Annotated in this window: 19 protein-coding genes; 8 read left to right on the top strand and 11 right to left on the bottom strand. The window is 50.3% G+C overall.

The window, feature by feature from the left end; translation table 11 throughout:
- Window positions 1-7 precede the first annotated feature (7 nt).
- The 3 genes from F3F93_RS03360 to serA all read right to left on the bottom strand — a co-directional run bounded on the left by F3F93_RS03360 (window position 8) and on the right by serA (window position 3995).
- Window positions 8-1303: an adenylosuccinate synthase gene (locus F3F93_RS03360; RefSeq protein ID WP_176957755.1), complete on the bottom strand. Its 1296-nt coding sequence runs from the start codon at window positions 1301-1303 to the stop codon at window positions 8-10.
- A 149-nt stretch (window positions 1304-1452) separates the two neighbouring features.
- The gene (locus F3F93_RS03355; RefSeq protein ID WP_176957754.1) at window positions 1453-2409 is read right to left on the bottom strand and encodes an ATP phosphoribosyltransferase regulatory subunit; all 957 of its coding nucleotides are present in this window, start codon (window positions 2407-2409) and stop codon (window positions 1453-1455) included.
- On the bottom strand, window positions 2406-3995 hold the full coding sequence (serA, locus tag F3F93_RS03350; RefSeq protein WP_176957753.1) for a phosphoglycerate dehydrogenase: 1590 nt from the start codon (window positions 3993-3995) through the stop codon (window positions 2406-2408). The genes F3F93_RS03355 and serA overlap by 4 nt, the downstream gene beginning before the upstream one ends.
- Window positions 3996-4252: 257 nt before the next feature.
- On the opposite strand from serA, the gene rnd reads away from it, so the two are divergent.
- The 3 genes from rnd to F3F93_RS12715 all read left to right on the top strand — a co-directional run bounded on the left by rnd (window position 4253) and on the right by F3F93_RS12715 (window position 7673).
- Window positions 4253-5455: a ribonuclease D gene (rnd, locus tag F3F93_RS03345; RefSeq protein ID WP_176957752.1), complete on the top strand. Its 1203-nt coding sequence runs from the start codon at window positions 4253-4255 to the stop codon at window positions 5453-5455.
- The gene (locus tag F3F93_RS03340; protein ID WP_176957751.1) at window positions 5452-6081 is read left to right on the top strand and encodes a hypothetical protein; all 630 of its coding nucleotides are present in this window, start codon (window positions 5452-5454) and stop codon (window positions 6079-6081) included. Before rnd ends, F3F93_RS03340 begins: the two co-directional genes overlap by 4 nt.
- 140 nt (window positions 6082-6221) lie before the next feature.
- Entirely contained in the window at window positions 6222-7673 is a 1452-nt protein-coding gene (locus F3F93_RS12715; protein ID WP_176957750.1) for a GGDEF domain-containing protein, read from the top strand.
- Between the two features lie 35 nt (window positions 7674-7708).
- Here F3F93_RS12715 and F3F93_RS03330 read toward each other — a convergent pair whose 3' ends face one another.
- Together F3F93_RS03330 and F3F93_RS03325 are read right to left on the bottom strand one after the other, a co-directional pair.
- Window positions 7709-8521: a symmetrical bis(5'-nucleosyl)-tetraphosphatase gene (locus F3F93_RS03330; RefSeq protein ID WP_176957749.1), complete on the bottom strand. Its 813-nt coding sequence runs from the start codon at window positions 8519-8521 to the stop codon at window positions 7709-7711.
- Window positions 8522-8531: 10 nt separating this feature from the next.
- Complete coding sequence (locus tag F3F93_RS03325; protein WP_176957748.1) at window positions 8532-9431, bottom strand: recombination-associated protein RdgC; 900 nt, start codon at window positions 9429-9431, stop codon at window positions 8532-8534.
- A 172-nt stretch (window positions 9432-9603) separates the two neighbouring features.
- Here F3F93_RS03325 and F3F93_RS03320 point away from each other — a divergent pair, with 172 nt between their 5' ends.
- Together F3F93_RS03320 and F3F93_RS03315 are read left to right on the top strand one after the other, a co-directional pair.
- The gene (locus tag F3F93_RS03320) at window positions 9604-10725 is read left to right on the top strand and encodes a YbdK family carboxylate-amine ligase (RefSeq protein ID WP_176957747.1); all 1122 of its coding nucleotides are present in this window, start codon (window positions 9604-9606) and stop codon (window positions 10723-10725) included.
- Window positions 10722-11903 carry an amidohydrolase gene (locus F3F93_RS03315; RefSeq protein WP_176957746.1) on the top strand — a complete coding sequence of 394 codons (1182 nt, stop codon included), beginning with the start codon at window positions 10722-10724 and terminating at the stop codon, window positions 11901-11903. The genes F3F93_RS03320 and F3F93_RS03315 overlap by 4 nt, the downstream gene beginning before the upstream one ends.
- A gap of 5 nt (window positions 11904-11908) precedes the next feature.
- On the opposite strand, the gene F3F93_RS03310 is transcribed toward F3F93_RS03315, so the two are convergent.
- The 3 genes from F3F93_RS03310 to F3F93_RS03300 all read right to left on the bottom strand — a co-directional run bounded on the left by F3F93_RS03310 (window position 11909) and on the right by F3F93_RS03300 (window position 14339).
- Entirely contained in the window at window positions 11909-12427 is a 519-nt protein-coding gene (locus F3F93_RS03310) for a GNAT family N-acetyltransferase (protein WP_176957745.1), read from the bottom strand.
- A 21-nt stretch (window positions 12428-12448) separates the two neighbouring features.
- Entirely contained in the window at window positions 12449-13648 is a 1200-nt protein-coding gene (gene trpB, locus F3F93_RS03305) for a tryptophan synthase subunit beta (RefSeq protein ID WP_176957744.1), read from the bottom strand.
- 253 nt (window positions 13649-13901) lie between these two features.
- The gene (locus F3F93_RS03300; RefSeq protein ID WP_176957743.1) at window positions 13902-14339 is read right to left on the bottom strand and encodes a nucleoside deaminase; all 438 of its coding nucleotides are present in this window, start codon (window positions 14337-14339) and stop codon (window positions 13902-13904) included.
- A gap of 168 nt (window positions 14340-14507) precedes the next feature.
- On the opposite strand from F3F93_RS03300, the gene F3F93_RS03295 reads away from it, so the two are divergent.
- The 3 genes from F3F93_RS03295 to F3F93_RS03285 all read left to right on the top strand — a co-directional run bounded on the left by F3F93_RS03295 (window position 14508) and on the right by F3F93_RS03285 (window position 17903).
- A complete protein-coding gene (locus tag F3F93_RS03295; RefSeq protein ID WP_176957742.1) occupies window positions 14508-15746 on the top strand; it encodes a DEAD/DEAH box helicase in 1239 nt (412 codons plus the stop codon).
- A gap of 173 nt (window positions 15747-15919) precedes the next feature.
- Window positions 15920-16285 carry a response regulator gene (locus tag F3F93_RS03290; protein WP_176957741.1) on the top strand — a complete coding sequence of 122 codons (366 nt, stop codon included), beginning with the start codon at window positions 15920-15922 and terminating at the stop codon, window positions 16283-16285.
- On the top strand, window positions 16278-17903 hold the full coding sequence (locus F3F93_RS03285; protein WP_206675363.1) for an adenylate/guanylate cyclase domain-containing protein: 1626 nt from the start codon (window positions 16278-16280) through the stop codon (window positions 17901-17903). Before F3F93_RS03290 ends, F3F93_RS03285 begins: the two co-directional genes overlap by 8 nt.
- 394 nt (window positions 17904-18297) lie before the next feature.
- On the opposite strand, the gene F3F93_RS03280 is transcribed toward F3F93_RS03285, so the two are convergent.
- The 3 genes from F3F93_RS03280 to F3F93_RS03270 form a co-directional block, all read right to left on the bottom strand.
- On the bottom strand, window positions 18298-18813 hold the full coding sequence (locus tag F3F93_RS03280) for a hypothetical protein (RefSeq protein ID WP_176957740.1): 516 nt from the start codon (window positions 18811-18813) through the stop codon (window positions 18298-18300).
- Between the two features lie 250 nt (window positions 18814-19063).
- The gene (locus tag F3F93_RS03275) at window positions 19064-20866 is read right to left on the bottom strand and encodes an NACHT domain-containing protein (protein ID WP_176957739.1); all 1803 of its coding nucleotides are present in this window, start codon (window positions 20864-20866) and stop codon (window positions 19064-19066) included.
- Window positions 20867-20960: 94 nt separating this feature from the next.
- Complete coding sequence (locus F3F93_RS03270; RefSeq protein ID WP_176957738.1) at window positions 20961-21866, bottom strand: retropepsin-like aspartic protease; 906 nt, start codon at window positions 21864-21866, stop codon at window positions 20961-20963.
- Between the last annotated feature and the right edge of the window lie 183 nt (window positions 21867-22049).

Raw genomic sequence — 22049 nt, 5'->3', positions numbered from 1 at the left:
GTTATATTCAGAGATGAATAATGTGATTGCGATCAGGGCCGGTGGAGAGCATCGTCACCGGACAGTCACATACCGCTTCAATACGTCTGAGCAGCGCCACAGCATTGGCCGGCAGCTGATCCATTGCGGTGGCACCGAAGGTGTTTTCAGACCAGCCTGGAAGCGTCTCATAGATCGGTGTGACTGCATCCAGCTGAGAGCAGCAGGCAGGGATTGATTCCAGCACCTCCCCATCCAGCTCATAACCGGTGCAGAGTTTCACCTCATCAAGGCCATCAAGCACATCCAGTTTGGTGATCGCCAGTCCGGTCACGCCATTGATGCGCACCGCATGCTGAACTACAGGGCCATCAAACCAGCCGGTACGACGCGGGCGACCGGTGGTAGCACCGAACTCATGGCCTTTTTCAGCCATATGTTTGCCTGCATTTTTGGCATCGCACATGCCTTCAGCGTTATACAGCTCAGTCGGAAACGGGCCTGCGCCAACGCGGGTGGTGTAGGCCTTGCAGATGCCGAGAACTGCATCCACCTGACCAGGACCAACGCCGAGACCGGCAAGTGCAGCACCGGCAACAGTGTTCGATGAGGTTACAAACGGATAGGTGCCATGATCAACATCCAGCATCGAACCCTGTGCACCTTCATAAAGAATCTGATCGCCGGCTTTAATACGCTTCTGCAGGATCAGTGGCACATCAGCAGCCAGCGGCAGCAGACGGGCCCTGGCCAGCTCCAGCGCTTCATCAACATCGGCGCGATTCACAGGTGCAGCGTTAAGGTACTGGGTAAGCATGAAATTGACATACTCAAGATTGGCATCGATACGTGCACCCAGATCCGGGGAGGTCAGATCAACCAGACGGATACCGCGACGGGCAGTTTTATCTTCATAACAGGGGCCAATGCCTTTGCCTGTTGTGCCGATCTTGCCTTCACCTTTGGCTGCTTCACGCGCCGCATCAAGGGTACGATGGTATGGCAGAATCAGCTGACAACGGTCAGAGATTTTCAGGCGCTCAGCAACGGGAATACCGGCATCAAGCAGCATATCCATCTCTTCCACCAGCCGGAACGGGTCAACCACCGTGCCGTTACCGATCAGGCAGAGTGTATCATCATGCAGGATGCCGGACGGGATATGATTGAGAACAGTCTTCTTATCACCCAGCACAAGTGTATGTCCGGCATTGGGGCCACCCTGAAAGCGGGCCACCACATCCATCTTCGGAGCCATCAGATCAACGATCTTGCCCTTTCCTTCATCGCCCCACTGGATTCCGATTGCAACTGTATTTGTCATATTTATCCCCAAATTCATTTAACCACAAAGACACAAAGACTCGAAGGATAACCTATTGGTATCATAAGATGAACCGAGCCATGTTCTTCAAAGACTCGCCCCATCCCTCCTTGCGCTTACTTTGTGCCTCTGTGTCTTAGTGGTTAACCTTAAACTGTATCGAGCAGTGCCCACAGATCACATGAGAAGCCCGTAGCAGGCATATCACGACCATGGGCTTTCATCATCGCATCGTAACGGCCACCATAGAGCAGCGCCTGTGATACCCCCTCTGCAAAACCGGCAAACAGGATGCCGCTGTGGTAGAGAAAACGGGGCATCACTGCCGCATCGGCATAGACGCTCACATCACCCTCTACCCGATCACCCACCTCATGCACCAGATCAAGAAGCTCTTTGGCAGCAAGATCGAAATCAGCGCCATACTTGCCGACACTGGCAGCAATCCACTGCTCATCGCCTTTGCCTTTGGCCAGCGCCAGCAGTGCGTTACCACGCTCCTCTGCAATCGATTCACTGGCAATCAGTTCACGCAGATCATCGGGCGAACGACGTGCCAGCAGCGCTGTCCAGCTCTCCAGCGGCGCCTCACAACCAGCCACCAGCGCTTTGAGCAGACCGATATGACCCACCTGCAGCACAGACTTTCTGAAGCCGGCGGCCATCATGCAGCGTGCTGCAAGATGCATCACTTCGATATCACCTGCCGCTCCGGCCACACCCAGACACTCAACACCGGTCTGCCACTGCTGCCGGGAGCCACCACGCACATCAGGACGAGCCAGCATCACCGTACCGGAGTAGCAGAGTTTCAACACCTTCTCAGCCTGCAGCCGGGTTGCTGCAATACGGGCAATCTGCGGCGTCATATCCGAACGGATAGCCAGTGTCCCTGCTCCGGCAGGATCAGAGAAGACAACAGTCTGGTCTGCAAGGAAACGACCTGCACCCGACTTCAGGGCATCCGGACGCTCAAAAATGGGCGGAATGACCTCTTCATAACCAGCCTGATCGAACAGATCGAGCATCTTGCCCTGCATGCTGCGCAGCGCTTTTGCACGTGAGCCGAATGCATCATCCAGCCCTATGATCGGTTTATGTTTCACATCGCCCCCAGTTCAGCATAGCGAACGGCCAGCACATGGTTCAACTCGGCCATCTTATCAAGTGTCGCCTGCGCCGGTGTTGAATCGACCTGAATCAGGGCGACCGCACTGCCTGTATCCTCGCGACGGCCAAGACGGAAATCACCGATATTGATACCGGCATCAGCGAGTACAGCACCGATAGCAGCAATCACACCCGGTTTATCCTCATTCTGGAAGAAGATCATATTTCCTTCAGGTGCAATCTCAACCTCACAGGTATCGATACTTACCAGACGCGGACGCCGCTCATCAAAGAGTGTTCCGGAGACCGAACGCACACCTTCATCGCCCTCCACCTCAAGCTTGATCAGAGTGGCGAAGTGATCGGATGATTCACAGGCCGACTCCATCAGTTCAATGCCGCGATCTTTGGCCAGCATTCCGGCATTAACCGCATTGACCTCTTCCATAGAGCCGGAGAGCAGTCCCTGCAGCATCACGTTGATCAGAGGCTTACGGTTAATTTTCGAAGCCTTGCCTTCAAAACAGACATTCACTTTCGTATATCCCGGCTTCATGGTCTGACCGATAAAGCTTCCCATACGCTCGGCAAGAAGAAGGTAAGGAGAGAGCAGACGCTGCTCCTCCTGCGTCAGTGAAGGTACATTGACCGCGTTGGCAACCACACCGGAGAGTAGATAGTCAGCCATCTGCTCGGCCACCTGCACAGCCACATTCTCCTGCGCCTCATTGGTAGAGGCACCGATATGCGGCGTAAAACTGATATTATCGAGCTCAAACAGACGATTTTCACGGGCCGGTTCACTCTCAAACACATCCAGTGCGGCCGCGCGCAGATGGCCGGACTTGCATGCGTCATAGAGTGCAGACTCATCGACAATGCCACCACGGGCGCAGTTAACGATGATCGATCCTTTTTTCATACGGGCAATGATATCAGCATTGATCAGATTGCGGGTTGCAGGCAGCAGTGGCACATGAATGGTCAGGATATCGACGATTTCAGCCAGTTCAGCCACCGTCTCCACCTTGGTCACCCCCATCGCCGAAGCACGCTCATCAGAGATAAACGGATCGTAGACATAGACGGCCATATGCAGCCCTTTCAGGCGATCACATACGATAGCACCGATATTACCGGCACCAATTACACCTGCCTTCTTGCCGGTCAACTCCATACCCATAAAACGGGATTTTTCCCATTTGCCTGCTTTGGTGGATTCGGATGCCTGCGGAATCATACGTGCTGCGGCCACAATATGGGCAACAGCCAGCTCGGCGGTGGTAATGGTATTACCAAAGGGTGTATTCATCACCACAATGCCACGCCGCGAACAGCCCTCAACATCGACGTTATCGACACCGATACCGGCTCGGCCAATCACCTTCACCCGTTTGGCTGCATCAAGAAGCTCGCCTTTGAGTGTAGTCGATGAACGCACGGCGATAGCATCATAATCGCCTGCAATGGCCAGTTTATCTTCATCGGAGAGACCCGGTTTGTAGTCAACTTCAATACCACGCGCCTTGAATACTTCAATCGCACGGGCAGACATTTTGTCAGCAATCCAGACCTTGGGCACTGTTAAACTCCTATGCAGAAAAGCGAGATGCTGTTTTCTGCCTCATCTTTTGCACGTCTGGGATCGAATGGGTGAGAGGCCCGTTTCGGGCTATCAGGTCGAATGTGAACCGGAGTGCGTGGGCACTCTATAGCGGAAGGCAAAAGGGTCAACTTTCAAAGCGGAAAAGCACACTGAATCAGTGTGCAACCATCACCGGATCATGCGGAGGCGTCTCAGATACTGTTCATAAAAAAAAACGCGGCTAGGCTAACGCCATGTCCGAATCCAAATTTCAATTCATCAATACACCATCCCGGCTTGAACAGGCCTGCATAGAGATCAGCCGATGCAAAGTGCTCTGTGTCGATACCGAGTTCCATCGTGAGTCAACCTACTATCCGGAATTTGCCCTGTTGCAGATCTATGGCAACAGCCAGTGCTGGATCATCGACCCGATCGAGATAAGTGATCTCACCCCCGTCTGGAAGATCATGGCCAACCCTGAGATTCTCAAGGTGTTCCATGCCGGGCGCCAGGATGTGGAGATTGTGGTGAAAGAGTCAGGCGCGATGCCGCTGCCTCTGTTTGACACGCAGGTTGCCGCCGCCCTGCTCGGATACGGACAGCAGGTTGGCTTTGGCAACCTTGTTCAACGCATCACCAAGCAGGAGCTGGCCAAGGGCGAGTCATTCAGTGACTGGAAAGCACGCCCGTTAAGAGAGAAGCAGCTGGAGTATGCTGCTGATGATGTAATCTGGCTGATGCCGATCTACCAGCATCTGAAAGAGCGTCTGGAGGCACTGGGGCGCTTGAGTTGGCTGGAAGAGGAGCAGTTTACACTCTGCGACCCGGCCACCTATGACATGGATGAAGCGACCGTGTTCTGGCGCGTCAAAGGTTCCAATCGACTCAAGGGCAGGCAGCTGGCAGCCCTGAGAAGCCTTGCGGCATGGCGAGAGCAGCAGGCACAACGCAACAACATTCCACGCCGCCGCATGATCGGCGATGAGCAGCTGATTGAGATAGCGCGGCGTGACAAACTGACGCTGGAGGCGATGGGCAGAATGCGCGGGGTCAATACCGGCTTTGTAAACCGCCATGGTGATACCATCCTTGAGGTGTGGCAGGCCGGCAGGGATACTCCCGAAGAGAGCTGGCCGAAACTGCCCGCCCGCCGCCACAACAGCCGGGGGACCGACCTGCGCCTTGAGATGCTTGATACACTGGTACGCCTGAAAGCTGAGGAGGGAGAGATCGCCTCTACAATTCTGGCCAGCAAATCGGATCTCTCTGAACTGGCATCGTGGGGTTATCGCTGTAAGGGTGAACCTCCAGAGGTGGCCTGCCTGCATGGCTGGCGCCACGAGTTGGTCGGGCACGATCTGCTTCGCCTGTTGCGCGGCGAGATATGCCTGCATCTGAATCCTGATACCGGCATGCCGGTGATCACTGAATTTTCAACCACCCCGTCCCTATGAAACTCTGTTTTTCGATTGACGCCCTCTCCGCCTCCGGCGCTCAGGCCTGGCGTTTGCAGCGAAATGATAGCTGGCGCGAATGCATCTATGCCGAACCATTAAAAGATGGCGATGCACGTATTACGGATAAAAAAACAGCCGAGGATTGGAGTGGCCGTCGCCTGGAGAAAGATAAAGAGCTGGTTCTGATCCCGAAGAAAAAAGCCGGCACATTTGATTTCCTGATGCGCGGCACCTTTGCCCATGCCGTGTTGCACCGGGACTCCTCTGCCCCCCTGCCTGAGAAGGAGCAGATGCTAGCCACCATTGCAGGCCTGCAACCGGGCACCGCATGGCTACTCTATCTTAATGTCTCCGGTCACTTCACAGCACTTGATTCCGGCAACACCTCAATCATCGGTAATCTCGATATCGCCGTACGCGGTGAGATCGCCTCAAGCAGTGACTATATCGGTCCGCGGGCCTGCAAAAATGAGAAGATGATGGATGAGCTCTATCGCCAGTTTCTGGCCGGCTGGCTCGACCACCTCAACGCATCGAATATGAATGTCTTTGTTCCTGATGCCGAGAAACTCAAAAGTGAAGAGGATTATGCTGAGGCCATCCGCAACTGGATGCCGAAATAGCAACACCCAACGCTGGAAATCCCTTCTGGCATTTTATCAGCCTTATTTGTAATCTTGATCGATTCTGATCTCATGGGAAGCTGTTATACCCCCCTAATGCAGATCTTGATTGATGAAGTGGAAAGACATGGAGGTGTTCCGTGACCCAACTCAGGAGTATAGAGGAGATCCAGAATCTCTCTGAAAGGTTGGCAAGTGTGTCGCATAATGCCAACAAAGCGGACATTCTCATCTTCGGTGCCGGCATTGGCGGCATTGCCATGCTTGAGGTGCTGCACTCCTATAAAGGGGTCAATATCACCGCCATTGTCGATATCTGTGAAGAGGCGCCCGCCTTTGAGCTGGCAAGAGAGCTCGGCATCAAAACCTCAACGGATGGCGATGCACTGCTCGCCACATTTAAAGAGGGAATCCTGATCGATGTTACGGGAGACCCCGCCCTCTATGAAAAACTGGATGCCTTTACCGCCCCGCCTCAGCTCGAACTGATCTCGGCCAAATCTGCCAAACTGCTCTTTGAACTGGCCAACCACCAGATTCACGATGAGCATACCATTCAGATTCAGAATACCCGCCTCTCGCTGCTCGACAGCATGCTGGAGGTGACGCTGATGTTAGAGCAGGCCCCCCACCTGCATACCATCACAAGCAAATCCTTTGAAGGGCTGCATGGACATATTCAAGCCGCCAAAGGTATCGCGGTGATGTTCAACAAAGAGAGTGGAGCTCTGGAATTTATCGGCTCCATTGGTGACAAGAAGCCTGATTGCGGCGCCCCATCATGTGACTTTTCGGCCTGCAACAATATACGCAAAGCCTGCAGCGCCTTACATAAGGATGAACGCTACTCGCAAATTGATCCCCCTGTTCGGTTAAACTGCTCTGAACTGGATACAGAATACAATATCATTATCCCGGTCTGGCAGGATGCAAAACTGGCAGGTGCCCTGCTCTTTGATATTCAGGGTGAATTGAGCAAAGAGCAGAAAACCTCGCTGGAGATGGCTGCCACCCATCTGAACATGACCTTTAAAACACTCAATCACCTGCAGAAGCTTGAAGAGATGGCGATCTTTGATGCACTGACCGGCGTATTCAATCGCCGTAAATTCGACATGCAGCTCAGTCATGAGGTCAACCGCACCAAGCGCACCCGTCACGGCACCCTCTCCTGCGGTTTTATCGATCTGGATGATTTCAAACATATCAACGATACCTATGGCCACGGTGTAGGTGATGAGGTGCTCAAGCATATTGCCCAGTGCATCGAAAGCAGCATTCGTGATTACGATATCTGCGCCCGCTATGGCGGTGATGAGTTCGTGATTCTGGTACCTACCGATGATGCTATTGAGGGGGACGGCCTTGAGGTGATCGGCATGCGCATTCTGGAGAAGGTCTCCAAATTTCAGCTGCCCAACCATCCGGAGGTTAAAGCCAGTGTCTCCATCGGCATCTGCACACAATCAAGTGAAACAGTCGATGCAGAGAAGCTGATGAAACAGGCCGATGATGCCCTCTATCAGGCCAAGAAGAGTGGCAAAGGCTGCCTGCGTATTATGGCCGATGAGCAGTTCCACTATAAAAGGTAAAAGCCCAAGAGTTGAGAGTCAGACTTAAATGGCCGTCAACTCACCTGGGCAACAATCTTCATTTCGCCACCCTTTTTCAGCTTCGCCAGAGTAAGCTTTGCACCCCATACACAACCGGTATCGAGCCCCAGCACATGCGGCTGATTTTTCACCAGCCCTTTCGCTGCCCAGTGGCCATAAACAACACTGCAATCACCAGCCCAGGCCAGAGCTGCGTGGTTATACCAGGGCTTGTCCTTCTTGTTACTGCTCTCACCCGTCCTCACATCCCAGTTGAAATACCCATCACGGGTACAGTAACGGGTTCGGGTTAACACGGCTGCCGCAAACAGCAGACGGGTCGGATCATGCCTGGCAGGCTCTTTGATCGGAAATTTGACATGATGCAGTTGCCTGCAGAACTCACGCCAGCCCTCACCTTGCAACTCAAGTTCGATTGCAGCTGCTCGTTTTTTCGCTTTTTTCAACGTCCAGTCCGGATGCAGACCGGCATGCACCATGCACCAGCCGAGCCTCTCACTGTGATGCAGCAGCGGCTGATGGCGCAACCAGTCGATCAACTCGGCACAGTCAGGCGCTTCAATGACCTGCTGCAGCGTGTCGCGGCGATAGGGTTCACCACCGGCAGCCAGTTCAAGCAGGTGCAGATCGTGATTGCCCAACACACAGATAGCGGCATCGCCCAGACTTTTCAGGTAACGCAGTGTCTCCAGGGAGTCCGGGCCTCGATTGACCATATCGCCTGCGCACCAGAGCTTGTCCTTACAAGGATCGAAACCTACCTTTTCCAGTAGTTTTCTCAGCTGCCTGTAACACCCCTGGATATCGCCTACCGCGTATGTTGCCATAACAAAAAACCTACTCTTTTGCGTTGAGTGCAGCTAACAAATTCGAAATAAATTCAGTGAGTTCTGACGTCATGATGGTGAAATCAGCATCAAAGCGACTGGCCTCATCATCACCGCCATCGGCATCATCCAGTACAGCTGAATCAAAGCGCATACGCCGCACCGAAAGATCTTCATAGAGCATGAAGCTTAAGCGCTCCTGCCAGTTCAGTGCCAGTCGACGTACCCGATAACCTGAAGCGACATGGGCACGCACCTCAGCACGGGCGATATCCACCTTGTTACAGCGGATCAGGCCGGCTGTCTCAGTAGCAGCCTGCAGCTCACAGGCATCTTCAAGTGTAAAGCCGTGCGGCAGACTCTCTTCATGAAGCAGCCAGCGGGTCATCGCACTCTCCGGTGATTCGGAGGTGGATGGCAGCACAACATTGAGCGTACCAAGTGTTTTCCTCAGTGTCTCAATCAGCTCCTCACTCTTTTTGGCACTGGCTGCATTAACAATCAGCCAGCCCGATTCCGGCAGAATGCAGGCAAAGGTTTGCGATGAGCGCACCATCGCCTTGGGCATCAACTGCTGCAGCACAAGATCTTTAAGATCGCGCCGCTCTTTACGACCAACAGGACGTCCGGCTTCTGCCTCAATGGCCAGCGCCTGCTCCTCAACCTGCTCACGAACAAGAGAGGCAGGCAGCACCTTGTCCTCACGACGCAGACAGAGCATCAGATTAGCGCCGCTCTGAAATACCAATGTCTCACTGCCCTGCCCCAGTGGCGAGGTCCAGCCCTGAGTGTCCATCTCCATATGGCCGCAGCGACGTGCCTTGCGCGTCAACAGCGCCTCATGCAGCTGCTCTGCGGTCATCTTGAATGGCGCTTCGAATTGATAAAAGTGTATATTTTTAAACCACATAAATGGATCATCCCTGATGCTCGCAGGCCTGTTTCAAAACCCCGCTATTTGCAAACCAGCCGCAATGTACCAAAGGTCTCAAACATCACAACAACTCTATACGGCATCGCATGAATCTGAATCCCCACTTTAAACTTTCATCGCATGCTGCTTCATGACTATAATAGCTATCATGGCAGATCCCGCTTCAGAGATTCCCTTCAACAACTCCAGATTTGGCACGCTGGGCGTGGAGATGGAGTGGATGTGCGTAGATGCTGACTCCGGCCTTCAGATTCCGGCTGCACCGCAGGTCTTCTCGATTGTCGGTGACACCCCACGCATCAAACCCGAACTGTTTACCTCAATTGTCGAAACCAATACCGATATCCAGTTCAGCACTGCCGATGCCATGAGCCAGCTTGCAGCGCTCTATACAGAGGTTGAGGCGATACTTGAAAACCATCATGCCGCCCTGCTCTCCTCCGGTACCCACCCGATCTCCCACTGGCGGGAGCAGGTGGTCAGTGATGATCCGCGCTACTACAAGCTGCTCAGGCGACTGCAGTGGGTAGCCCGCCGCTTTAACATCTGCGGCATCCATGTGCATGTTGGCATGCCCGATGGCGACGTCTGTATCAAAGCGATGAATCACCTCTTGCCGATTATGCCTGTCTTTCTCGCCATATCGGCCAACTCCCCCTTCTGGCACGGTGAAGCAACCGGTTTAGCAGCCAGCCGTATCAAGATATTTGAGGGTTTGAGTCAGGGGGGCATGCCCTTCTACTTTAATGACTGGAAAGATTTTGAACACTGTACCGCCCGCCTTACCGCTACCGGCAGCATCGAATCGGTGCGTGATATCTGGTGGGAGATGCGTCCGCACCCCGATTTCGGCACCCTTGAGGTGCGCATTGGCGATATGCCCGCCCGCTTTGCCGACTCAGCCGCCTATGTTGCCTATGTGCGCGCCGAAGCGATGGCTGCTGCGCAGGATAGTTCACGACCCAAGGTTCACCCTTCTCTGATTCGTGAAAACCGCTGGCGTGCCTGCCGATACGGCATGCGCGCCACAATTATCGACCCGTTCACCGAAGAGCTGATACCGATGCTTGACTGGCTTGAAAAACGTCTGGATCAACTCGCTGATCAGGGTATCGCGGCAAGTGAACTTGACCTGGTGCAGAGCCAGATCGGCCACTGGCGCAACAACGGTGGCGGGGCCGAATCCCAGCGTGAACTGTTCAATACAACAGATAGTTTCCCCGCCATGATACGTGCCATGCGGGAACTCGACGGCTGGAGCAGATCATGAATGTAGAGCATCAACAACTCGCTGCTGAAGTAAGCCAGGTGATGGCTGAAGTGACACGCATTCGCCGCTTCCTGCACGAGCACCCTGAACTCTCGGGAAATGAGGAGAAAACAGCCGCTCTGATTGCTGAAAAGTGCCGGAATATGGGGCTCTCTGTTGAAGAGCACATTGGTGGTTTCGGGCTGTTAGCCACGTTGATGATCGATCCGGAGAGGCCGTGGCTCGCCTTACGTGCTGATATGGACGGCCTGCCCATCCAGGATGGAAAGCAGCTTCCCTACGCCTCACGCATCAAGGGTATCTCCCACACCTGCGGTCACGATGTCCACACTGCCGTGCTGCTTGGTGCTGCACAGGTGATCTGCAACCTGAAAGCAGATCTGAATTATAATATCGCATTTATCTTCCAGCCTGCCGAGGAGACCTGTGAGGGTGCCGCTGCGATGCTGCGAGAGCACCTGTTTGAGCGGTTCACGCCTGAGCAGATCTACGCCATGCATGTCTTCCCCTATCTGCCAGCCGGTTCCATCGGCCTTAGAGAGGGTGCAATGTGTGCGGCAGCGGATATGTTTGAGGTCGAAATCATCGGACGTGGCGGCCATGCCGCACGTCCGCACGAGTGCATTGATGTCATTCTGATTGCCAGCCATGTCATCCAGTCGCTACACCATATTGTCAGCCGTAGAGTCAATCCGCTGCACCCGGCTGTGCTCACTATCGGACAGATCAACAGTGGTTATGCCGGCAACGTTATTCCGGATAAGGTGCACTTCTCCGGCACCATTCGTAGCCTGCATCCGGAGGCGCATGAGGAGATTCGCGCCATGATGGATCGCATCATCCGACAGACCTCTGAGGCCTGGGGCGCCACAGCCCAGTTCAAGCTTAAACAGGCCACGCCCGTATTAATCAATGACTCAAGGTTAATCGCACAAGCTCGCGAAATTATTCGCAAATCCTCTCCGGATATTGAGATAATCGAACTGCCGGACCCCTCAATGGGCGGCGAGGATTTTGCCGAGTTTTTGCGTGATATTCCCGGCTGTCTGTTCAGGCTAGGGACCGGTGGCGGACCGGAAACCCGATACCCGCTGCACCACCCCAACTTCGATATTGATGAGTCATCCATGGCTTCAGGCATCGCCACCTTCGCAGCACTTGCCCTGAATCAGGGGTAGCTAATTCAGCGCTGTTTGTTAACCATCAACACAACCGGATTAGGCGTGGTTCCGATGTAATAGGGTTCACTGCCAAGTTGTCTGAAACCATCCCGCTCATACATGCGGATGGCACCGCTGTTCTCCTCCCAGACACGCAGCCACAAACCTGAGTAGCCGCATGAGCGTGCATACTGCTTTACTGCCTGTAGCAGTTTGCCGCCGATACCCATGCCATAATTACCGGGTCTGACATAGAGGCGGATCAACTCAATCACCCTCTCATCGGCAAGCTGTGCAGGTCGATCTGTCTCCGCCAGTTTGGCATAACCGACAACACCCTCTTGAGATTCAGCTACAAAATAGCTGGCAGATTTTGAGCCTATCTCCTGCTTTAACCTCTCGGGGTCAAAGAACTCGGCCAGATAACCCTGCATATCACTGGCCAGCACGATATCACCATAGGCTTTGGCAAAGGTGATAGCCCCTAATTCAGCAATAGCCTCAATATCATCGATAACTGCAAGTCGAACCTCATAAACCATATCGCCTGATTCCTCATAACCTCAAAGTGAGAGATAGTTGGCCACAAAATCGGCATCTTTATCGCCACGACCGGAGAGATTCACCAGAATGGTCTCATCAGCCGACATCGCTTTGGCAATCTTCATCGCATGGGCCACCGCATGCGCACTCTCCAGTGCCGGGATAATACCCTCCAGTCTTGAGAGCTGCATAAAGGCATCCAGACACTCCTTATCATCAATGGCTTCATAACAAACCCGTTTGATATCTTTAAGATGGCAGTGCTGCGGCCCGACACCGGGATAATCCAGACCTGAAGCGATGGAGTAGACCGGTAGCGGATTCCCCTCTTCATCCTGCAGATTATAACATTTAAAGCCGTGCAGAGCCCCTTTGCTACCCAGTGTCAGCGTGGCAGCATGATCAGCAGTATCCAGCCCCCGCCCTGCTGGCTCCACACCGATCATCTGCACATCTTCATCATCCAGAAAGGCGGTAAACAGCCCCATAGCATTGGAGCCACCACCCACACAGGCGATCAGTGTGCCGGGCAATTCCCCCTCTTTGGCGAGGAACTGTGCTCTGGCCTCTCTGCCGACAATGCTCTGGAAATCACGCACAATCTTGGGGAACGGGTGCGGGCCAACGACAGAGCCGATGGCATAAAAGAAGTTGACCGGATCCTTGATATACGCCTCAAAGGCGCTGTCCACAGCATCTTTGAGTGTGCGTGTGCCACGACTTACAGACACAAGCTTGCAGCCGAGAATCTTCATCTTGGTAACATTGGGATGCTCTTTCTCGATATCGATCTCGCCCATATGGATTTCGCAATCGATACCGACCAGTGCACAGGCGGTGGCCAGTGCCACGCCATGCTGCCCGGCTCCGGTTTCAGCCAGCACCTTGGTTTTGCCCATATATTTGGCCAGTAGCGCCTCACCGATACAGTGGTTGATTTTGTGGGCACCGGTGTGATTGAGATCTTCACGTTTAAGGAAGATGCGTGCACCGCCGATTTTATCACTCAGTCGTTTGGCAAAATAGATCGGGCTGGGGCGGCCCACGTAATCAGCATTAAGCTGCTGCAGCTCCTTCTGAAACGATTCACTCTGCGACACCTCATCGTAGGCATCGTTGATCTGATTCATGATCTCAATCAGTGGCGGTGGAATAATCTGCCCGCCGTACTCACCAAAAAAACCGTCTTTATCAGGCATCTGTGCATGCTTTTGAATCATCGCCCCGCTCCCACTATTTCAATCTTCCATTCGTCACAATAGTTCTTCTAAGGATGCTCTGAATAACTACATCCGCGTAGGTATTCAGCAGGCAAAGGAAAAAGTATCACTGTTCCTTTGCTCACAACATCAAGCACTTAGCGTGCATGATGTTGGCAGGCCATCCATAGCCTGCTCGGATACGCTGACTTTTTCAGAGTATCCCTAAATCTACAGAGCAGCGTATCGATTTCAGCAGCTGTTTTCCACGCTGTCACTCACCGATATCTTCGTTCCAGAGCTCAGGTGCGTTTTCGATAAACTGCTGCATCATTGCAACGCAGCGCCGGTCATCAACGACGGTTAATTGCACACCTCGTGAACGCAGATAATCCTCCGGCCCTTGAAAAGTGCGGTTCTCACCGGCTACGACATTGCCGATACCATAGAGCAGCACCGCACCGCTGCACATATCACACGGAGAGAGAGTCGAGTAGAGCGTTGCCCGCCGGTAATCGGCCGCTTTGATGCGCCCTGCACTTTCGATGCAATCGATCTCAGCATGCAGTGTCGCACTGCCCTGCTGCACGCGCCGGTTATGGCCACGCCCGACGATCTCCCCATCAATCACCAGTACCGAACCGATAGGGATACCGCCCTCAGCCAGCCCCTTTTTTGCCTCTTCAATAGCTGCCTCTAAAAAACGATCCATAAGCACTCCATTGGTGAGAGGATAGCTGTTTAGAACAGTGCCAGATAGCCCAAAATCGTCTCCGTTGCTGCCATTCATCATGATGATTCTGCAATCGTTGCTTTGATGCCGTAAATCCCTGAGCCTTCGCCCCATCTATTCGCAATCACTGCAACAACCCGAGGCAACATGAAGTTTGATCAATATTACATCTCCCAGGATATCAAAAAGAACCTGAAAAAACTTGGCTTCATTCGCCCTACGGATATCCAGTATAAAGCCATTCCCTCGATTCAGAACGGTGAAGATGTACTGGCCATTGCCCAGACCGGCACAGGCAAAACCGCCGCCTTTGCGATCCCCGTGATTGACAAGATTCACCGCGCCAAGACCAGCAAGCGTACGCGTGGCATCAGCTGTGTGGTGATGGCCCCCACACGCGAACTGACCCAGCAGATCGGCAAGGTCTTTGATACCCTCTCCGCCCACACCAAGGTGAAAACCTTTGCCCTGTTCGGCGGTGTTGAGCAGGAGCGCCAGATCGCCAAGCTGCAGGATGGCATCGATATTCTCGTCACCACGCCAGGGCGCATGTTCGATCTGATCAATCAGAAGGTGATCAACCTCAATATCGTCAACACGCTGGTTCTCGATGAGGCCGATCACATGCTCGATCTCGGCTTTATTGAGGATATCAAATATGTAAAGAAGATGCTGCCTCGTCACCATCAGACCCTCTTCTTCTCAGCCACCATTAACGATGAGATCAGAAAACTCGCCTACTCACAGGTAAAGAGCGAGGCGATCCGTATTCAGGTCTCACCACATGACAAGGTCTCCAAAAATATTTCGCACGCCGTGATGTTTGTCGATCAGGATGATAAACGCTTTTTCCTTGAGCGTTTTATCAATGAGAACCCTGAGGCCAAAATCATTGTCTTCGTGCGCACCAAAGTGCGTGCTGAGCGCGTTGTGAAGGCCATGGGTCGCGTTGGCATCACTGCGATAAACATTCATGGCGATAAGGATCAAAAAGAGCGTACAGAGGCAATGCGGCAGTTCCGTGATGGCGAGTGTCGCATTCTGGTTGCTACCGATGTCAGCGCTCGCGGCATCGATATCGCCGATGTCACGCATGTGATCAACTACGATCTGCCGGAAAAGGTGGAGAACTACGTGCACCGCGTGGGTCGTACAGGGCGCGGCATGAACAAAGGCATTGCTATCTCCTACTGCAGCAATGAGGAGAAGGCATTGCTTGAAGAGATTCAGCAGTTCCTCAACAAATCGATCGAAATACTGAACATCAACAAAGAGGATTATGCTGCCACCCTCGCCCTCTCACCTGAGGCTGTTGATCTGAAATCACTGGTCAATGAACACGATGCATGGTTAAACAAAAAGAGGCCGAAAAAACGTAAAAAGTAGATAATTCCAACGATTTGGCCTGGCCGCTTAACTCAACAGCGCAGGCTTCATCATCCGGAAATGCGTGCTGCTGCTGCGCCCGTCGCCACCTTGCCGCAATCGCCAGTGCAAAAGGTTTAGACTTCAACATCAGTTCACGTAAGCTATCCTCATGATGAACAGACGGCATGCCGATGGCTAAGATTTTACTTGTAGAGGATAACGCTATGAACCTTGATATACTTTCAAGGCATCTACAGCGCCGAGGCTTCGGTTTTGTTACGGCCGGCGATGGCGACCGGGCTGTGCAACTTGCTCACAGTGAACAACCCGATCTGATTCTGATGGACATGAACCTGCCCGTTAAAGATGGCTGGAGTGCAGTCAGGGAGATTAAAGCTTCCGCAGCAACCAGAGATATCCCGCTTATCGCACTCACTGCCTACTCCTCAGAAAATGACAGAGAAAAGGCGCTGGCGGCAGGCTGTGACGAATACCAGATGAAACCTTTTCGCGCCAAAGATCTGTTCGATAAAATCGAGACGCTGTTACATGCCTGATCAGCAGCCCGAACGCCTGAAACGGGCCAGCGATAGCGACCTGCTCGATGCCGGGCAGCAGCTGCTTGTGCCTGCGGTGACCATCAGCAAGCATATCAAAGAGCTACGCTCAAACCCGAACTACAGTCCGTTTGCAGAGGATCTGGACAAAATAGTGGTCGCTACCAATCAACTCGCCAACCTGATCAAACAGAGCCTCAGCAAAAACGCCCCAAGCAGAACAGCTGCAGAGATTCATAGCATCAATGCCATCATCAAACATGATCTCTCTACCCCGCTGATTGCCATCACCGCCTATAGCGAAATGATTCAGGAAGATCTTGAAGCTGAAGGTGATACGCACGCCTGTGAGCTGTTAGAGCATGTACTGGATCTGTCGCAGACCCTGTTAAAACGCATTAAAGAGCTCGATTATCTCGGCGAAATGTACCTGACAACACCCCTTGAAGTGGCATCGAATCATCTGAGTGACAACTATCCGACAGCCATTGCAGCAGTTGATTCAGTCGAGCGTAACCTGATGAATGAAGTGATCGCCGGTATGCGCAATAGCAGTGAACATCGTCAAGAAGCATCGCTGCTGGTGGTTGATGATAAGGAGAGCAATCGCGATTTTCTCTCCAGACGACTGATCAAGCAGGGCTTCTCTGTTGATGTTGCTGAAAACGGTCTGCAGGCGCTGAATCTGCTGCATGATCACGATTATGATCTGGTTCTGCTGGATATCATTATGCCGGAACTCAATGGTTATCAGGTGCTGGAGAGACTGAAACAGGATGAGCGCTTAAAACATACGCCTGTGATGATGATCTCTGCGCTGGATGAGATCGACAGTGTTGTGAAATGTCTGGAGATGGGCGCAGAGGATTATCTGCAGAAGCCGTTTAATCAGATTATTTTAACCACCAAGATCAACGCATCGCTGGAGCGCAGCTGGCTGCGTGCACGCGAACAGGCTCATAACAGAACGCTGAAACATGAGCAGGAGAAAACCGAGAAGTTACTGCTTAATATCCTGCCCAGATCTATCGCTGAACGGTTGAAAAATGGTGAAAGCTCTATCGCCGACAGGTTTGATGATGTCACCGTTCTCTTCGCAGATATCGTCAACTTCTCTGAACTCTCAGCCAATATCTCTCCGGAACAGCTGGTGGAGAAACTCAATGCCATTTTCCTCGCTTTCGATCTGTTAACCGAGTCACACGGGCTGGAGAAGATCAAAACCATCGGTGATGCCTATATGCTGGTCGGTGGCATGCCCACCCCCTGCCCTGACCATGTCAACGCAGTCGCCGATATGGCCCTGGAGATGCAGCAGGTTATTCATCAGATGAATGTTGAAGATGGTGGCAACCTGAGTATTCGCATCGGCATCCACACCGGCCCTGTTGTTGCAGCTGTGATTGGCAAACATAAATTCAGTTATGATCTGTGGGGTGATGCTGTGATTGTTGCCAGCCGCATGGAGTCCTACAGTCTGCCAGACCACATTCAGATCTCCGATGCCACCTACCAACGCATCAAGGAGAACTTCATTTTCGACAAGCGTGACCCGATAGAGGTCAAAGGCCAGGGATTAATGCAAACCTATTTCCTCAAAGCAAAAAAAGCGCCTTAATTTCAAAGCTATTTCCTGTGACACAACGCTCCGAGTCTGAACATCAACAAAAAGGATTATGCCGCTACCCTCGAACTAATGAATAAGAGTGGTGTCCCCTTGACCCGAAAACCTTAGAAGCCGACTTTCACATCTAAAAATATGGCTCTAAGCCGTAGTTTCAGCCTTACTTTGGAAACTTATCCTTTTGTTTCAAGCAGTTAGATTTGCAATAATTGGTCCGACCCTGATTTAGCTTCTATTACCCCTATTATTTTGCCTTTTACGGCTCAATGACCCGCGAACTCACCGAGCTCTACATCAAACACGGCGCAAATCTAATGCTCTATCCAGAAAAATAGGGGCAGATACCGCCACCCATAAACCCCATAAAGAGTAGCCTCCCCTCTATCGCTCAAAACTCTTTAGAAATATCCATCAACTCCTTAAAAAGGGTAATGCCGTTTTTTGTATAAGGTGCTAAGTCCTCCAAAATATCTTTAACGCTCCCAGCCACGGTCGAAGCTCCTCCTAGCAGCCTCCTAACCCAACCTGGAAGTCTCTTTGGCGAACCTTGAGCAGCCACGGCCGCGGCTTTTGGAAACAGCTCTACCTCCAATAATAACGCATTTGCAACATCTTCAGATTCTTTTCCCTTTAAATCGATCCATCCTTCGCTTAGGTCAGAAACAAATTTTTTGTCTCTCACTATCTTTAATACGGCCTGTTGAAATCCATCAAATTCTTTAAGGTGACGATGTTGTTTAGACCTAAGCTCCAAAAGAGATTCAGCGCTCTTAACAAAAGCAAGCCATGCAACCCCAAAATCTACTTCTCCTGTCCCTCCTGCTCGCATTTCTATTGTGACTCCACTGCCACCTCCGTCTTCACCTGTTGATGTTTGTGGATTTTGCACTGCAGCTCCTGACATAGCTCCTCCGTTTAATTGATATTTCTATGAAACACTAATCTCGCCCCCTTTACCCCGACATCACCGATAAAGACCACGACTACCCCTTCTACTACGTATTTTACGGCTCAATGACCCGCGAACTCACCGAGCTCTACATCAAACATGCCGCGAACTTGATGCTCTATCCGGGCTAATAGGATAAGGCTCCTCCACAGAAGCTCCTAAACTATAAAGTAAGACCTTATCCCCGAGGCTCGAAGACAACAATTTATCCAAAATCAGCCATTTCAAGGGTGATGTTTTCAATCTCTTTTAATGTATCTTCCATTTCGACTGTTCTCTGCATGAACATACTTCCTACCAAGCTGTCTGAAACAAATGACACTAATTCTTTTTTCATGTGTAACTCTGAAATCAATTTTGACAGATTGATAACAAACCCATCTTCCGTACAAGCACTTTCATACGCTTTTACATCTAAGAATGAGATATAATGAGCAACTTCATTAGACTTACTTTTTAGGAAACCTTTAATTGCCCCTCTCACAGTGTTAATGAATGGCCTAGCAATTGCAGAAGCAAAACTATCGCCCCAAAACACATCTTCTATTGTTCCATCTTCTCTGACCATCACCTTACTAACCTTGCTATAGAGAGTTTCCAAATAGTTGAAAGTCAATTTCGGATTACCATGTACATCCAGTTTGGCAAGCGATTTCCTTGAAGGTACTACAAATTCCATCAGGTAATTTTTTCTATCGATGATGGAAAGGAAATTCAAAGTACTTTGCCAAACTTGTACGGCCTTATAATTTCCTACTAGATGAGAGTAAAATGACTTTCTAATATTTTGCTCGGATCGTCGAAGGTATTCTGCAGAAAAATACTCCTGAATAGTCTTGTGAGAAAAAGCATAATGGTCATATCCATCTTTAATAATCAACGAAGTGATCAAATTAATATCTTCAATAAGTGCGTCCACACGATCCTGATCGATATCTTCAGAATGCAACGCTTTTGAAGCAAATAATTTAAAGTCTTTTGTATTAAACCTCGTCATATTTTTCTTCAAAGATAAAAAGCAAATTACTTCGAAAACCTTCTCAAATTGAAAGTCGCCTAGCATTGAACGCCTTTGTCTTTCATAGCCCAATTTTCGTCTATCATGACGATAGAGCATTGTCGGAAAAATGATGCTATAGAATTGAGCTAAGTCATCTGGCCTAAATTGCCTAGCCTTGTACGTAACTGTAAATAAGGCTAATAAAAGTGGGGAAGTTGTAACATCTCTGATATATTTACTAGCAGATAAAGCTTTGATTATATCACTCCCATCCCCCTTCATAATATGGTCAACAAATTCATCTTGTCTCTTTGGATTAAGAGGGGCTAGCTTAAACGAACGAAAGTAAATTGATCCTCCCATACCAGCATCAGGTCGAGATGACATAATAATTCTTAAGTTTGGAAACTTATGAACCAGTTTTTCCAACTCCTTCGCTACTTTTGGACGGCTAGTAGGTGGTAGCTCATCAAAGCCATCCAGTAAAAAAAGCATTTTGTCTGTAGTAACAAGAAAATCGAATATCTCATTAGTAACAGGTAATCCATACTCATTTAACAAACCTATTAGTGATTTCTTCAACGTGCTTTTACAGTCCATATCACGCAATTCAAAAAATACAGGAATATACCTCTTAGCCTTAATCTCACTTAGGCAAAGCTTTCTCATAAATAGAGTCTTTCCTTGCCCAGGCCCACCCTCTATGAGCACTTGATTGCACCCAAAAGAACCAGAATATCCATAAGGACCGATAACATTTTCACTTTTTTCTGTCAGAAAGACAGCTGATCCAGGGTAATAGATATCATGAATTTTAACTATATGGTCAGGATCATAGAAGGTTTTAACATTCTCTAAATACAGGTTCTTCTGAGCAACCTTTTCAAGATTGTGAACTGTAATCACTTTCTTGATTTCAGAAGATATGTGCCCTTTTGCAGTTCCATATATATCAGTGACAATTTTATCTAATGTTGATCCAGCTATTTTTGTTATGCTTTCAATCACAATATATCCCCAGTCTCTTGTGCAAGTCTTTCCTCCGTTCGAGTTGAATCATGCGAAGATTTTTCTAATCTCCAAAATAGTCGAACGACTTCATTTACTGCCCTTTATGTACAAGCTGCATCACATCATCAACTCGATACGATGTGAATTTACTCAACACATTCATACCAAGTAATGGCGTATTTAATTTCTCCAAAAAATATGCATTCACATTGTTTATCGTATATGGCCCTATTTTGATTTCCCTGATTATTGATTTACATCCTCGAGCCACTCCATTGGCTGTGTTCGTTTTAACAGGAGAGCACTTTTTCACATTCAGGTTTTTCATGTAATGCGCAGGGAATGAAATATTCGTTGCCCCACTATCAACCAAAAACACAACCGGGAATCCATTCCCTTCAGCAGTAACATAAAAGTGTCCATCTCGTGACATTGGGATTGTGAGATATGATCTTCCACTTTCAGTTGAACTAACCATATTCATTTTATTTTGAGTTTCGGTTAAGGAGATCGCGAGGCCTCCATTTGCAACAGCACCATCGTTAATTTCCAAGGTGGCATGGCTGAAAGTTTCAACATCCATTAACTGTCTAATCCCAATCTTTTTAGAGCCCCCTAGAAAGCCTCTATTCAAATTACAAAAGTAATTACCTTTATCGAAACTCACATTGTATTTTGAAGCAGGAACACTGACAGTCACTGATCCCATTGAAGGAACCAGAGAGCTTAAAATACGACGATTTCGATCATCTGGAGCATTCAAGTGAACTAGAATAGATTTATCTCTAATCTGGTTAGACAGTTCCAACTGAACCATCGGAACATTTCCAGAATGTAATGCCGGATAATCAAACACAAAGGTGCTACCTTCAATTGACTGAGGCATACATGATGGCGCAGCAACTTTCAGTGGAGGTTTTCCGAATATGCTTCTTCCTATGTTGACCATAGACTGTGAATAATCCTTATCCATTACAGCATCTAGAACCACAGTCATAAGGACAATTATTCCTAATGTCGTAATGACTACACTGTATATCCAAACAATCAGATTCTTCACTAAACTTGTATCCCTCTCCCATTCCTATGCAATTAAAAAAACCAAACAGCGATTATAGCGGCTTAAAAACTTCTGTATGTCCCCCAAATGGGGGACAAAACCGCAGGGAACCAGAGGGGT

Source organism: Mariprofundus sp. KV (assembly GCF_013387475.1).
GTDB lineage: Bacteria > Pseudomonadota > Zetaproteobacteria > Mariprofundales > Mariprofundaceae > Mariprofundus.
The sequence above is the reverse complement of the archived record's forward strand: the minus strand, read 5'-3'. Positions and strand labels throughout refer to the sequence as shown.

Excerpts from the sequence above, each read along its gene's own strand:
- F3F93_RS03360 (WP_176957755.1), bottom strand. The coding sequence starts at position 1,303 with ATGACAAATACAGTTGCAATCGGAATCCAGTGGGGCGATGAAGGAAAG.
- rnd (WP_176957752.1), top strand. The coding sequence starts at position 4,253 with ATGTCCGAATCCAAATTTCAATTCATCAATACACCATCCCGGCTTGAA.
- F3F93_RS03340 (WP_176957751.1), top strand. The coding sequence starts at position 5,452 with ATGAAACTCTGTTTTTCGATTGACGCCCTCTCCGCCTCCGGCGCTCAG.
- F3F93_RS03330 (WP_176957749.1), bottom strand. The coding sequence starts at position 8,521 with ATGGCAACATACGCGGTAGGCGATATCCAGGGGTGTTACAGGCAGCTG.
- F3F93_RS03325 (WP_176957748.1), bottom strand. The coding sequence starts at position 9,431 with ATGTGGTTTAAAAATATACACTTTTATCAATTCGAAGCGCCATTCAAG.
- F3F93_RS03320 (WP_176957747.1), top strand. The coding sequence starts at position 9,604 with ATGGCAGATCCCGCTTCAGAGATTCCCTTCAACAACTCCAGATTTGGC.
- F3F93_RS03315 (WP_176957746.1), top strand. The coding sequence starts at position 10,722 with ATGAATGTAGAGCATCAACAACTCGCTGCTGAAGTAAGCCAGGTGATG.
- F3F93_RS03310 (WP_176957745.1), bottom strand. The coding sequence starts at position 12,427 with ATGGTTTATGAGGTTCGACTTGCAGTTATCGATGATATTGAGGCTATT.
- trpB (WP_176957744.1), bottom strand. The coding sequence starts at position 13,648 with ATGATTCAAAAGCATGCACAGATGCCTGATAAAGACGGTTTTTTTGGT.
- F3F93_RS03300 (WP_176957743.1), bottom strand. The coding sequence starts at position 14,339 with ATGGATCGTTTTTTAGAGGCAGCTATTGAAGAGGCAAAAAAGGGGCTG.
- F3F93_RS03295 (WP_176957742.1), top strand. The coding sequence starts at position 14,508 with ATGAAGTTTGATCAATATTACATCTCCCAGGATATCAAAAAGAACCTG.
- F3F93_RS03290 (WP_176957741.1), top strand. The coding sequence starts at position 15,920 with ATGGCTAAGATTTTACTTGTAGAGGATAACGCTATGAACCTTGATATA.
- F3F93_RS03285 (WP_206675363.1), top strand. The coding sequence starts at position 16,278 with ATGCCTGATCAGCAGCCCGAACGCCTGAAACGGGCCAGCGATAGCGAC.
- F3F93_RS03280 (WP_176957740.1), bottom strand. The coding sequence starts at position 18,813 with ATGTCAGGAGCTGCAGTGCAAAATCCACAAACATCAACAGGTGAAGAC.
- F3F93_RS03270 (WP_176957738.1), bottom strand. The coding sequence starts at position 21,866 with ATGACTGTGGTTCTAGATGCTGTAATGGATAAGGATTATTCACAGTCT.